This is a genomic window from Gilliamella sp. Lep-s35 (assembly GCF_009795845.1).
Classification (GTDB): Bacteria; Pseudomonadota; Gammaproteobacteria; order Enterobacterales; family Orbaceae; genus Gilliamella.
In genome coordinates this window covers 1-14,233 of the sequence record NZ_WTEX01000035.1, presented here as the reverse complement: position 1 = coordinate 14,233, position 14,233 = coordinate 1, and the positions used below count along the sequence as shown (strand labels likewise).

General features: G+C 34.9%; 12 protein-coding genes. 6 read left to right on the top strand and 6 right to left on the bottom strand.

The window, feature by feature from the left end; genetic code table 11:
• The first annotated feature begins 1,356 nt into the window (after positions 1-1,356).
• Together proS and GQ590_RS11170 are read left to right on the top strand one after the other, a co-directional pair.
• Positions 1,357-3,078: a proline--tRNA ligase gene (proS, locus tag GQ590_RS11175; RefSeq protein ID WP_160409021.1), complete on the top strand. Its 1,722-nt coding sequence runs from the start codon at positions 1,357-1,359 to the stop codon at positions 3,076-3,078.
• Between the two features lie 179 nt (positions 3,079-3,257).
• Entirely contained in the window at positions 3,258-4,709 is a 1,452-nt protein-coding gene (locus GQ590_RS11170) for a M48 family metalloprotease (RefSeq protein ID WP_160409019.1), read from the top strand.
• A 71-nt stretch (positions 4,710-4,780) separates the two neighbouring features.
• Here GQ590_RS11170 and GQ590_RS11165 read toward each other — a convergent pair whose 3' ends face one another.
• Together GQ590_RS11165 and rluC are read right to left on the bottom strand one after the other, a co-directional pair.
• The gene (locus GQ590_RS11165) at positions 4,781-5,443 is read right to left on the bottom strand and encodes a histidine phosphatase family protein (RefSeq protein WP_160409017.1); all 663 of its coding nucleotides are present in this window, start codon (positions 5,441-5,443) and stop codon (positions 4,781-4,783) included.
• 23 nt (positions 5,444-5,466) lie between these two features.
• On the bottom strand, positions 5,467-6,450 hold the full coding sequence (rluC, locus tag GQ590_RS11160) for a 23S rRNA pseudouridine(955/2504/2580) synthase RluC (protein WP_160409015.1): 984 nt from the start codon (positions 6,448-6,450) through the stop codon (positions 5,467-5,469).
• Positions 6,451-6,597: 147 nt separating this feature from the next.
• Here rluC and dsbB point away from each other — a divergent pair, with 147 nt between their 5' ends.
• From dsbB to rapZ, 4 genes are all read left to right on the top strand, one after another.
• Entirely contained in the window at positions 6,598-7,131 is a 534-nt protein-coding gene (gene dsbB / locus GQ590_RS11155) for a disulfide bond formation protein DsbB (RefSeq protein ID WP_160409013.1), read from the top strand.
• A 79-nt stretch (positions 7,132-7,210) separates the two neighbouring features.
• Positions 7,211-7,867: a bifunctional tRNA pseudouridine(32) synthase/23S rRNA pseudouridine(746) synthase RluA gene (gene rluA / locus GQ590_RS11150; RefSeq protein WP_160409011.1), complete on the top strand. Its 657-nt coding sequence runs from the start codon at positions 7,211-7,213 to the stop codon at positions 7,865-7,867.
• Positions 7,868-7,935: 68 nt separating this feature from the next.
• On the top strand, positions 7,936-8,532 hold the full coding sequence (locus tag GQ590_RS11145; RefSeq protein WP_160409009.1) for an XTP/dITP diphosphatase: 597 nt from the start codon (positions 7,936-7,938) through the stop codon (positions 8,530-8,532).
• An 87-nt stretch (positions 8,533-8,619) separates the two neighbouring features.
• Positions 8,620-9,468, top strand: a complete 849-nt coding sequence (rapZ, locus tag GQ590_RS11140; protein ID WP_160409007.1) for an RNase adapter RapZ — start codon at positions 8,620-8,622, stop codon at positions 9,466-9,468.
• A 3-nt stretch (positions 9,469-9,471) separates the two neighbouring features.
• On the opposite strand, the gene GQ590_RS11135 is transcribed toward rapZ, so the two are convergent.
• The 4 genes from GQ590_RS11135 to GQ590_RS11120 form a co-directional block, all read right to left on the bottom strand.
• Entirely contained in the window at positions 9,472-10,302 is an 831-nt protein-coding gene (locus GQ590_RS11135) for a divergent polysaccharide deacetylase family protein (protein ID WP_160409005.1), read from the bottom strand.
• Positions 10,290-11,453, bottom strand: a complete 1,164-nt coding sequence (gene envC / locus GQ590_RS11130) for a murein hydrolase activator EnvC (protein ID WP_237397873.1) — start codon at positions 11,451-11,453, stop codon at positions 10,290-10,292. The genes GQ590_RS11135 and envC overlap by 13 nt, the downstream gene beginning before the upstream one ends.
• A 456-nt stretch (positions 11,454-11,909) precedes the next feature.
• Positions 11,910-12,689: a pyruvate formate lyase 1-activating protein gene (gene pflA / locus GQ590_RS11125; protein ID WP_237397872.1), complete on the bottom strand. Its 780-nt coding sequence runs from the start codon at positions 12,687-12,689 to the stop codon at positions 11,910-11,912.
• 313 nt (positions 12,690-13,002) lie between these two features.
• Entirely contained in the window at positions 13,003-13,707 is a 705-nt protein-coding gene (locus GQ590_RS11120) for a lipopolysaccharide core heptose(II) kinase RfaY (protein ID WP_160409001.1), read from the bottom strand.
• Positions 13,708-14,233: the final 526 nt, after the last annotated feature.

The following is a 14,233-nucleotide window of genomic DNA, read 5'->3' as shown; positions in this document are numbered from 1 at the left end:
ATTTGATGTTCAGTCATTTTTTTCATAATTAAATCCCCTTTACTTTTATCATAGAGAATTTTCTACTTTTTTGTTGTGCTATTTTTGGGGGGGTTACAAACTTTTATCCACTTTTTTAGCGAGGATCACTGAATATATAATTGAATCTATAACAAAGCAAGGAGGGAGTTATGTACAAAAAATTTGGGATGGGGGCAAAAACTCATAAGGCGTTTTTCCTGAAATTATTTTATGCGGTTTAACGATATTATAAAAATTAATAAAGTGTTTAAGTATTTGTTTCCTATCTTGTGAATCGCTAAATATATGCTGATTATGCACATTTCAATTTAAAGTTCTTATCACGTTTTCGGCTTTCCATTCTTTTGTGAGCAGGTGATTTTTGTCGATTTTTGATTGATACTCTGGTTATTACGCAGTTTATCTAAACAAATCAAGACAGCGTCATTTTTGTGAAAAAGTTTCAGGAGCACCCCGTTTATGTAAAAAACCAAATAAAATCAAATTTATATCAATAGACGGTATTATCGAGTTTGCTGTTTTGTTTCATTTTTAAGTAAAGGTAAACCTTTGGTATCAACGTGTAGCATTTCACCCGGATAGGTTTTGTTATAGCTTTTAGCTTGCCGTCTTAATTTATCTTCAATAGATTTTAATGGTAGGAGGACTGACCATAAAGCGTTTAGTCAAATTGGTGACCGTTATTTTTTTCTTTATGATATAAGCGCCATATCTATTGTCTGTGATAAGGCGTTAATTTTGTTTTTTTATGTATATTCATTACAGTCGTTTCTCAAATTACTGTAAACAACGCGAGGAATTTCTACATATAATGAATCACTTTTGCGCCATTTAGGTAATATTGACTCATTATTGGAATTTGTTAGGCTACTATTCGTCCTTAACTTACTCATTTTTATTACTACTCCTTAATCTAAAATTTGGTGTATATGATATCAATTTAATATCTTTGATAAAGTGATCATTGTCACACAAATAATAAAAAGTTAAATATAATCAATACAATAAATAACATTCAACTTGATACTTAATAACTTAAATACAATTAAGATATCAATTTTGATCCGAAGAAAGCAAAACTTGTTCTAACGTAAATTTAGCTAAGATTAAATGAAAGCCATCTAAAAGCAATAGTTTAAAAATAGACATTTATACTGCAGATATGATGAACGTTTATTCCCCAAAAACGGGATTTCTTAATATTTAGCTCATAAGATTACAATTAATTTCACATCAAAATAACGATAAAATTGCTTTAGTGTTGCGCTTGGTACTGTTAAACTAACTCACATTTTTATTATATTTATAACTAAATTATTTTTTCGGGATAAATTTATGCGAACCAGTAAATATCTTCTTTCTACGTTAAAAGAAACCCCTGCTGATGCAGAAGTCATTAGTCATCAATTAATGCTACGCGCCGGTATGATCCGAAAAGTTGCAGCAGGTTTATATACTTGGCTTCCCACTGGTTACCGAGTCCTTAAAAAAGTTGAAAATATTGTCCGTGAAGAGATGAACAAAGCAGGAGCAATTGAAGTGCTCATGCCCGTTGTACAACCAGCAGATATTTGGCAAGAAAGCGGGCGTTGGGAACAGTATGGCCCAGAGCTATTACGCATTAAAGACCGTGGCGATCGCGATTTTGTGTTAGGGCCTACTCATGAAGAGGTCATTACAGACTTACTGCGTAACGAAGTCAGCTCATATAAACAATTACCGCTTAATGTATATCAAATTCAAACAAAATTCCGTGATGAAGTTCGCCCACGTTTTGGCGTTATGCGCTCACGTGAATTTATTATGAAAGATGCCTACTCATTTCATACCACACAAGAATCACTACAAGAAACGTACGACGACATGTACAAAGCCTATAGTGCCGTGTTTACGCGTACAGGGTTAAATTTTAGAGCGGTTCGTGCTGACACTGGATCGATTGGTGGCAACTGGTCACACGAATTCCAAGTATTAGCCGACAGCGGTGAAGACGACATTGTGTTTTCAACTGAATCAGACTATGCTGCTAATATCGAAATGGCACAAGCACAAGCACCAACACAAAAAAGAGCAGAGCCAACTAAAGCCATGGAGCTTATCGATACACCTAATGCCAAAACGATTGATGAATTAGTTGAACAGTTCAATGTGCCGATTGAAAAAACGGTTAAAACATTAATGGTTAAAGCCACAAAAGAAAGCGGACACCAACTTGTTGCATTATTGGTTCGAGGCGACCACACCTTAAACGAAATCAAAGCCGAAAAAATCGACATCGTTGCCTCGCCATTAGAATTTGCAACCGAAGACGAAATCCGCGCCATTGTTAACGCAGGACCAGGATCATTAGGACCAATTAACTTAAATATGCCTATCATTATCGACCGCGATGTCGCTGTCATGAGTGACTTTAGTGCGGGTGCGAATATCGATCATAAGCATTACTTTAATATTAACTGGCAGCGTGACGTTGCCCTGCCGCGTATTGAAGACATTCGCAACGTTGTTGAAGGTGACATCAGCCCAGACGGCAAAGGCACATTACAAATTAAACGTGGTATTGAAGTTGGGCATATCTTCCAACTTGGTACTAAATACTCACAAGCAATGAAAGCCACCGTCCAAGGTGAAGATGGACAAAACCACGTTATGATCATGGGGTGTTACGGCATTGGCGTTAGCCGAATTGTGGCAGCAGCTATTGAACAATGCCATGACGATCGTGGTATTATTTGGCCTGAAGCAATCGCCCCATTTAGTGTTGTCATTATTCCAATGAACATGCATAAATCTGAAAAAGTTCAAGCGATTGCAGAAAAACTTTATACGGATTTACAAGCTGCAGGCATTGAAGTCTTATTCGATGACCGCAAAGAGCGCCCCGGTGTAATGTTTGCTGATGCTGAATTAATTGGTATTCCACACACAATTGTGATTGGTGAACGCAACCTTGAAAACGGCGAAGTAGAATACAAACACCGAGCTGGTGGCGATAAAGAAATGGTAAAAGTTGACAATATTATCGATTTTATCAAACATCGCTGTCAATTAGCTTAACTTTTGAAATAACCGTCAAAACACAACAGCAATAAGCCAATTACTGTTGTGTTTTTATATCTAGCTATCGAAACGACTATCTCATAAAGATTAAATTCGCTTTAAAAATTCAAAGTGATATTGTGCTTTTTTTCAGCTAAAATGTATTGAAATAAATCTTATCTTAATTGGTTGAAATAATGTTAAAAAAAGTCATCGCATTTACACTATCTACCTCGTTACTGCTACAAAGTACCCCTATCGTTTATGCTGATAATATCAATCTACCTGATATAGGAACCGCAGCAGCTGCAACCCTTAGCATTGGCCAAGAAATGGAAATGGGTGACTATTATATGTGCATGTTGCGCGACAGCACCCCAATAATCAATGATCCAGTTTTAAACCAATACATTAATGATTTGGGGAAAAAATTAGTCGCTAAATCAGAATCGGTAAAAACACCTTTCCATTTTTATATTATGAAAAGTGATGTACTTAATGCCTTTGCCTTTTTTGGCGGTAATGTTGTTATTCATTCTAAATTAATATTAGATACCGATAATGAAAGCCAATTAGCCTCGGTTATGGCTCATGAAATTGGTCACGTTACCCAACGCCATTTAGCGCGAGCAATGGAAAACCAAAACCGCACAAGCCCTTATGTTTGGGGAGCTACATTAGGTTCCATTTTACTGACTCTAGCCAACCCAGAAGCAGGCATGGCAGCAATGACTAGCACCATGGCGGGTTCAGCACAAAACATGATCAGCTTTACGCAAAGTAATGAGCAAGAGGCTGATCGTGTTGGTCTTAGAACACTGTCAAAAGCGGGATTCGATCCTTATGCCTCATCTGAGTTTTTACAAAAACTAGCCGACCAAAGTCGTTTTAGTAGTAAACCACCTGAAATATTACTTACTCACCCACTACCTAATAGCCGAATAACAGATATTCGCAATCGTTCCTTGCAATATAGTAAAAAGAACATAACACCTTCATTAAATTATTATTTAGCTAAAGCACGCTTAGCGATTTTAATTAATAACAAAAAAAATGCAGGAAAATTGCTAATACAAGATTATAAAAAGCTAAATAATGAACAAAGTAATATTGCCGCTATTTATGGTAATGCTTTAGCTGATAGTCTAAGCGGTAACAACCAAAAGGCCAAACAACAACTGCAACCATTACTGGACAATGACCCGAATAACATATGGTATATTGATTTAATGACTGATATTGATTTAGCACTCAACAATAGCAGTGCTGCCATTACGCGCTTGCAAGCGGCACTAAAAAAAGCCCCCGATAGCTCGACATTACAATTAAATTTAGCAAATGCATATATAGAAAGTAAAAATTACCAACAAGCGGTGAGTTTGTTACACCGTTATACTTTTGACCATAATGACGATATCAATGGTTGGGATTTACTTGTTACTGCTTATGGAAAAATACGTTCCAGAGCGCAAGAAATGAGTGTGCAAGCAGAAATCAGCGCATTAAGAGGTAATTTTAAACAAGCGATTACAATTTTACAAAATGCAAAAAACCAAACCAAAGGCAATCAAACGATGGTTTCGAAAATCGATGCAAGAATCAATCAATTACAACAACAGCAAAAACGTTACGCTGCTTATGCACGATAACAAAATTAAATTGTAACAATAATACCTCGACTCGTGATTAAAGTACTCACCCATCGAGGTATTAAAAACTCTTATTTTTCGGTCAAATGATCGACATTATTGTAGAATTTCACCGTAAATTCACCAGCAGCGTGATCATCATCTTGCTTATAGTTGACCACACTAATGCTGGTATTTAACATTCGTGGAAAGTACTCCTCATCACGATGTAAACGCCAATCGCCACCATTTAAAACACAAAGCAATATACGCAATACCGTACCATGCGACACAACTAAAATATTTCCTGAATCTTGTGGTGCATTTTGCACAATGGTATTTAATGCTTGCTTCATACGAGCTAAAATATCAGCGTAATTTTCGCCTTGATTGACTGACGCATCAAAATTAGCTGGATCAGTTAAATAAACGTTAAACTCGGGCACTTCTTGTTTTAAAGTAGGCACATGCTTGCCTTCCCAAAGTCCAAAATCCATTTCGCGCAGATCGGCAAGCTCAAAAGTATCAATAGTCCTATTATTTTCATTCACAATATAATTACGGGTATCGACAGCACGCTTTTGTGGGCTTGAATAAGCCTGCATAAAAGAAATATCTTTTAAATGTTGCCCTGTTAATTTAGCGCCTAAAACTCCTTGCTCAGTTAATGGTGAATCTTTTGAGCCTTGCATCTGGTCTTTAATATTCCACTGCGTTTGACCATGTCTAATTAAATATAAATTGAGATCTTTCATTCGTACTAACTACCTTTTTTATTTTAAGATTCTATCTGTTGATATTTATCTTTTCTAAGATAAGTTAAACAGCTCTGTAGAGCATCATCCATATGCGCATTTAACTGCATTTCTTGCCCAGTTTTAGGATGAATAAATTTGACGCTTGCTGCATGTAAAAATAAGCGATTAAGCTTAGTGTAAGTTAATAACGCATCAAATTGCTTATCACCATAACGATCATCAAAAGCAATAGGATGACTCGCGTATTGAGTATGAATGCGAATTTGATGTGTACGCCCAGTAACGGGGCTGGCTTTAATCAAAGTGGCAAAATCAAAACGTTCTTCAACTTTAAAGCGGGTTTCTGACGGTTTGCCCGCTTTATCGACTTTCACCACTCGTTCGCCGCTTTTCAACACATTTTTAAGTAAAGGAGCCTGAATCACCTTACATTCAGAAGGCCAATTCCCCTTAACAAGCGCCAAATAATTTTTTTGCATTTGCTTAAGGCGTAACTGTTCGTGTAACGCTTTTAATGCCGAGCGTTTTTTGGCGATCAGCAACACACCCGATGTTTCGCGGTCAATACGATGCACTAACTCCAAAAACTTCGCTTCGGGTCTTAATGCACGCAAGCCTTCGATCACGCCAAAACTCAAACCACTACCACCATGAACAGCAATGCCTGATGGTTTATTAATCGCTAATAAAACATCATCTTCATAGATAATAGCTTTTTCTAAATCAGCCACCTTATTAAGCTTGGTTGAAATTTCAGGTGTGGTTTTTTCAGCGATGCGAATAGGAGGAATACGAATTTCATCACCAATATTTAATTTATACTCAGGCTTAATCCGCTTTTTATTAACACGTACTTCGCCCTTTCTTAAAATACGATAAATCATACTTTTTGGAACACCTTTTAAATAGGTGATTAAAAAGTTATCAATACGTTGTGTCGCATTTTCCTCTGAAATGGTAACAAATGAGACTTGCAATTTTGTTTGTGGAGCATTTGATTCCATAAAAAGTGATTAATCCGCCATCAATAAATAAAGTCGTTTACATTATTCAAAAATAAATTACACTATTGCTATTAAGGAATAACGATAGATAATATTCATATAATTAAAGTAAAATAATTATAACGGAATATGGGGGAATAAAATAGTATGTTATCACTGCTTAATCAATACTCAAAAAGCAGATTCGCTTGGCTCTTATTGTTCTTTTCCACTTTTAGCTTTGAAATAACCGCGCTTTATTTCCAATATGGTTTAGGACTGGCACCTTGTACGCTTTGTATTTATCAGCGTTGTGCCATATTTGGCATTATGTCAGCTAGCATTATTGCACTTATTGCACCTAAATACACAATTATTCGATTAACCAGTATTTCTATTTGGCTTTTTAGTGCTTATAAAGGGTTTACTTTAGCGATATTTCATGCCCACCTACAATTTGAACCAAGTTTAAATGATACTTGCTCAATTAAAGTCCAGTTTCCAACTTGGTTACCGTTAGACTCATGGATACCTAGCTTATTTAATGCTTATGGTTCTTGCGCTGATAAAATTTGGACATTTTTAACTATCGAAATGTCACAATGGATGATTATCATCTTTGCTTGCTATCTTATCGTTGGTTTATCAATATTAATATCACAGTTTTTTTCATCTCCTAGGGTCTCAATCTGGAGTAAGTAACTCTATTTATAAAGCTAGCGCTTTTCGTTGATTTTGTTAGAATGTGTGATAATTTTATTTTACAAATTGTCACACAAAAATGCTTTTGGAATATCACCCACCTATCGAGCCTTGGCTTTCTATTTTATATCAAGACGATCACATTGTTGTTGTCAACAAACAACCAGGCATCTTATCGGTATCAGGAAATAAACCGCAATTTATTGATAGTATTATTCACCGCCTACAACAAAAATATAGCTACGTCGAATCAGTACACCGACTCGACATGGCAACTAGTGGGATTATGGTTGCAGCCTTATCGAAGCTTGCCGATCGTGAAATAAAAAAACAGTTCAGAGAACGCATTCCCAAAAAAAACTATATTGCTGTTGTTCATGGACATCTTGAGCATGACACTGGTCGCGTTGAATTACCTCTAATTTGTGACTGGCCCAATCGCCCAAGGCAAATGGTCGATGTAGAAAACGGTAAGCACGCACTAACAGAGTACCAAGTCATTGCTCGCAACCCTGACAACACAACGCGAATACAATTATTCCCATTTACAGGACGATCACACCAATTACGCGTTCACATGCAAGCGATTGGCCATCCTATTTTGGGTGATAAATTTTATGCACATCCTGAAGCTTTTGCCATGTCAAAACGGCTGCTATTACATGCCCAACTCCTAACAATCAATCACCCCAAAACGGGGGAAAGTATGACTTTTAGTTGTGAACCCGAGTTTTAGAACGAAAATAATGCAAATAAAACGGCTTACGCTAATAGCCAACTCCCATTAAAATAAAGGAAATTAAAATGCAAAAAATTGTATTAGCAACCAACAACCAAGGCAAAGTGAATGAATTGCAAAAGTTACTTGCTGATGCTGGTTTTGATATTGTTGCACAAAGCCAATTTAACGTTCCCGACGCTGACGAAACAGGCTTAACGTTTATTGAAAATGCTATTTTAAAAGCAAGGCATACCGCCAAATTAACAGGCTTACCCACCATTGCCGATGACTCAGGCTTAGCGGTCGATGCACTTGGTGGAGAGCCAGGGATCTACTCAGCACGTTATGCCGGTGAACATAGTAACGACAAAAGCAACAATAACAAGCTTCTTGTTGCATTACAAAACGTCCCTAAAGAAGCCCGCACAGCTTACTTTTATTGCGCACTGGTCTTTATGCGACACGAAGTCGACCCAACGCCTATCGTTTGTTTAGGCAAATGGAATGGCATAATATTAAATGAACAACAAGGTGAAGGTGGCTTTGGTTACGATCCGCTTTTTTATATTCCAGAATTAGGTTGCACAGCAGCGCAGCTAACCAAAGAACAAAAAAGCCGAATATCACACCGAGGCCAAGCTCTTAAACAACTAATAGCTCAAATAAAAACAGAATATTAATGGTTGCAATATTATTTATATTCAAATTTGTATATCCTAAAACAAACAGTATATAATTAATGTATTAATGAGATTGGAGTTAATATTGTGATTCTAATGATAGTAAGTGGTCGCTCAGGTTCAGGCAAATCAATAGCCCTACGAGCGTTAGAAGATATGGGATTTTATTGTGTTGATAATATTCCCGTTGCGCTATTACCGCAATTAGCCAACTCATTAAAAGACAACAACACGCCAGTGGCAATTAGCATTGATATACGAAATTTGCCTAAAAATTTTGACGTCAATAATGACATTTTTCAACGCTTACCGCAATCAGTAACGCCAGAAATTATCTTTTTCGATTGCGGTCGCAACACCCTAATTCGACGCTATAGCGAAACACGACGCATACACCCACTCTCTAACCAACAATACTCCCTTGAAGAAGCTATTGACCTTGAAGAAACTTATTTAGAATCGTTAAAATCACACGCAAGTCTTGTTATTAATACCGATAGCCTTTCGGTTCACGAACTATCGGATCTATTAAGAGAACGCATTTTAGGTAAAAAAGAGCGCGAATTAACCATTATATTTGAATCATTCGGCTTTAAACATGGTCTGCCCATTGATGCCGATTTTGTATTTGATGTTAGGTTTTTACCTAACCCTCATTGGGATGTCAGTTTGCGTCCACTAACAGGGCTTGACCAACCAGTCAACGCGTACTTACAAAAACACGATGAAGTATCTTACTTCATCAACCAAACGGCCAATTACCTTAATCAATGGTTGCCATTACTAGAAAAAAATAACCGCAGTTACTTAACCATCGCCATTGGTTGCACGGGCGGACAACACCGTTCTGTTTATATTGCGGAACAATTGGCAACATTTTTTAAAGCCCAAAACAAACAAGTGCAAATACGCCACCGAACGTTAGAAAAAAGGTAAAAATTATTCATCTTCAATTTTAATATTCGATAATTTATAAAAATTTTTTTTATATTTTTCAAAAATATCTTTCAGCATTGTTTTATGCAAAACAGGCGTGGGCATTGTCGTAATTAATTGGCTTATCTTGGCCAATTTAATATCCTCAGGTAAATTAGCTAACTTTTGCTTTAACACATTGATTGTTTGTGGATAAGGATGGCCAATAACAATAGCAACGCCATTTTTACGTGCCAGTTTTACCGCCAAATCAAATTGCTGGCTAATAGCACTTTCTTGTTGTTGAGAATCTAAAAATACATCACGCGTTAACACAGGGATGTTATAATAGCTTGCAGCTTTTTTTATTTGAGTTTTACCAATTGTTTTGCTATCTAAGAAAAACAGTGAATAATTACTCAATGTTTTCATCACATGCTTCATACCGGTAAGATTTGCCGTCATTAAACTTCCCATATGATTATTAACGCCAACAGCATGGGGGACCAACTCAATCGCATTTGTTACAATTTGATTTACTTGAGCTTCATTCATAAAGGGAAATAAAGTATCCTTTTCTAGAGGTTGTTTACCTAGTGGTGCCATAGGTAAGTGAATTAGTATATCATTACCATGCTCACGCGCCTTATTTGCAATGCGTTTAGCATTGGGTGAATTGGGTAAAACTGCAACAGTAATATTAGGCGAAAATGAAATTATTTGTTCTTCATTATGTTGATGATAACCAAAATCATCAATAACTATTGCAAGTTTTGCAGCCCAAACACAATGTGTATTTAGCAACAATAAACTTGCAATAAAAATGGCTATAAAATAACGCACTATTTTAACCATCCACTTGGATCAAGCGCCTTGCCATCACGACGAATTTCAAAATATAATCCAGCTGTATTTTGCCCACCACTTGAACCAACCAATGCAATAGGTTGACCACGTTTGATCTTATCACTCACCTCAACCAACATGCGCTGATTATAACCATATAAACTCATATCACCTTTACCATGCTCTAGCGCAACAACAAAGCCATAGCCTTGTAGCCAACTAGCCAAAATAACGCGACCATCAGCAATGGCTTTAACTTCAGTTCCCTCTTTTGCATTAATTACCATTCCTTTCCAATGTAGTTCACCTTGAAGTAATTCCCCGAATTGATGTGCAACACTACCATTCACGGGCCAACTAAACTGGTGTTGCGGTTTACCAATACCACTTACACGAGCCATTAATGCTCGTTCATCAGAATTAAGAGTATAACTGTTATTTTTCTGTTTTTCTTCAATATATTTTGCTTGTTTTACTTCTTCTTCTGCGATGCTTCTATTTTCACGTTCTGCTTGAGCAATTTCTGTTTGTAATTTAGCTTCATTATTACGCAAATCAGCTAATTTTTGTTGGTTTAGTTGCATTGCTGATTCAAGAGTGATTATTGTATTTTGTCGATTTTGACGTCTTTTTTCAAGCCCTGCTTGTTGTTCTTTCTGTTTAATTTGTAATGTTTTATGCAATACATGTTTTTCTTGTAATTCAACTTTTTTCTCGTTTAATTGGGTTTGTGTATCTTGAAGATCATGAATTTGTTGTTGTCTAACTTGGTTAATGTAACCATAATAAGCAATTATGCGATCATTTCGTTCACTTTTTTCGTTCGAAAAAATCATCTCTAAACCTGTTATATTTCCAAGTTTAAACGCGCTTTCTAGCTGTTTTGATAATATAGTCCGTTGCTGTTTTTGTTTTATAGTTAATAAATTAATTTGTTCAATTAAATTATTGATTTCTTGATCAAGCTTTACAAGTGATAAGTCATTTTTTTCAATTGATGTTAAAAGTTTAGCAATTTCCGTTTCTTGTTTTTTTAGATTATTAATCAGTTCGTTATGTTCTTTTTTTTGCTGTTCTAAACGCTTCTCTTGTTGTTTAATTGCAGAACGTAAAGATTCAAGCCGCTGATTATAATCAGCATGCAAAAAACTTATTTTCATTAATCCAATAAAAATAATAACTACAATTTTCTGACAAATAGACATGGCGTTATATTTATAATTTATAATTTATAACCAAGTAATAATAATTGTTGCCACTATACCGATAAATAAGTAAAGATGCAAAATGAAAACCACATATCAAGTATGTTGCAATCTTATTTTGTATATTTGCTAGTTTTTAGTTTGATTTTTATTATCGCTACACTCAAAAATTATTTTTATTTTATTAAAGTTTTTCTTTGTCTTTTAATTAAAATAACAAGATTTAATATACAGATTTTATATTAAAAGAATCTAGCTAAAGTTATGGAATTTTGGTTGACAATTTTTAAGCTCGATCTTTTAAATATAACTATAAGGCAATTAATTATAGCAACAAATATTCAACCAAATTTAAAATATAAATAATTAATCATTAGTTATAATAGATACCTAATCTTGTGCCTATTAATTTTATTTACTAAAAGTCACATAATGACCATAACTTTCTATAATACCTTGGATCCTATCAAGTGTTTCTCTTGGTGGTGCCTCTACGCCTTCTAACTTATATTCATCTCCGAGGGTATCCCATTTATAAGCTCCTAATTTATGATAAGCAAGTAATTCTACACGCTCAATATTATCCATACCTTGTATAAATTTACCTAGTAAATGTGCTGAATCATCATCATCCGTCCACCCTGGAACAACTACATAGCGAATCCAAGTTCTTTTATTGATTTTTTGTAAATATTTTGCGAACTCAAGAACCCTTTTATTAGGCACACCAACTAATTTTTGATGAATTTCATCATTAACTTGTTTTAGATCTAACATAACAAGATCTGTTACTTTCATTAATTCTTCAATAACACTATCAAGCTGTCTTGCATAACCATTAGTATCTAAACAAGTACTAATTCCCTCTTGATGACAAGCTTTAAACCATTGAGTAACAAATTCAGCTTGTAGCGTTGCTTCACCACCTGATGCTGTTACACCTCCTCCATTAGGCATAATAAAGCTTTTATAAGAAATAATTTCTTTCATCAATTCTTCAACAGTGACTTCCTTTCCGGCTTTTAAATCCCACGTATCACGATTATGACAATATAAACAACGCATTAAGCAACCTTGAAAAAAAACGATAAAGCGAATTCCAGGACCATCGACAGTACCAAAAGATTCAAAAGAGTGAATGCGACCTTTAAGAGGTGATTTTGTTGTCATAATAATATTTTGTTGTTCCATAAATACTCTCTAATCATTGCTTATATTGCTTTTTATAATTTTAACTCAGATGTCTTTTTAATTATACCAATTGAATTAATCAAATATCATTTTAATTTTTCAAATACAGCGACTAAAAACAAGAAAAATTAGATAATATCAGCTAATAAAAACAGTTAATACGATAAATTAATTGATGACAAATATTATCACTATGATATCCAATATAACCTGTTGCATTTAAAAATAATTTAAATACAACAAAAAAATAAGCTACGTATGTTTTAAGGAACAATAAACGTTTGAGGACTGTTTTAGTTATCGATGGATTTGTTTAATCTTCTTTCCCTCGGATCTTCCGAGACAATCGCTTAAACCCATGAGTAAACTTCTTAATTGCCATTGCAAAAAAAGGAACCTTAATTTTGATATCAAAACGTTCTTGCGCCTCTATCGCATCATTGGCTTTGGTTAACCATATAAAGCCTGAGTTAGTTAAATCTATGGCTTTGATTTTTCCATCTGGTGTTAAAATAAAATTACCACCGTGCACATCATTAGACACTAAATTATAGCTGTGCAGTTTTTCAATGCAGTTTTTGACTTGATCACCATACTCTCTCATCTCTTCCCATTTTAGGGAGCGACCTTCAATAAAATTAAATATCATATAATGACGTTTGGTTCTTTTATCGAAAGCAACCAAATAAAGTTCATAAGCAATATCACATTTATCAAGTGATATTTTTGCCAGTTTACGAATTAAATTAAAATAAAAATCACCAGTTATTTTGGCGATGAGTTTGCGTTCTAAACGGTGCTCAACACCACCATCAATTTTAAAAATAAATTTGCTTTGATTGTGATTGATTAAATAAGTATATCGTTCTAATTTATCGCTTGGGTCAAGCAATTGATGACGCCCTTCTTCAGCTAAAAACTGGTCAAAAAGGTCTAGATAATTTATTTCATCATTTTGTACATAAGCGAACTTCATATCTCCACGTTCGACTTCAATAATTTTTGCAAAATTGTTCAAACTTTATTATCCCAAAGTACATCAAAAAAGTAGGTTTATCTTAAACATTATCAGCATTAAAGTAAATGAAACAGTAATGGTTAACAAGGCAGTATCGTTAAATAATATGGCTATAGAATTTAAAAATATTGGTTAGATATAGGAAAACGCCTAGTTGTTTATACTTCATGGTTAAAATAATCATCTAAAAACTCATAAGACGTTTTCTCTACAATCGCTTTATGCGGTTTAACGGTATTATAAAAATTAATAAAACGTTTAGTTAAATTGTTGATGGTTATTTTTTTATGATATCAGCGCCCTATCGCTTGTCTGTGATAAGGTATTAGTTTTGTTATGCTATAACGATATCGATTTGCTTTTAGGATAGCGATTTTCGCCCTATTATCAGTGCTGCTTGCTTTAAAATATCGTTTTCCATACGGAGTTGTTTAAGCTCTTTCAATACCTAACGCCTCACGATTAAAGTCATCGATGACATTGAATGTCCTAAAGCGACGTTGATTACGGCTGCTGTCACTCATAA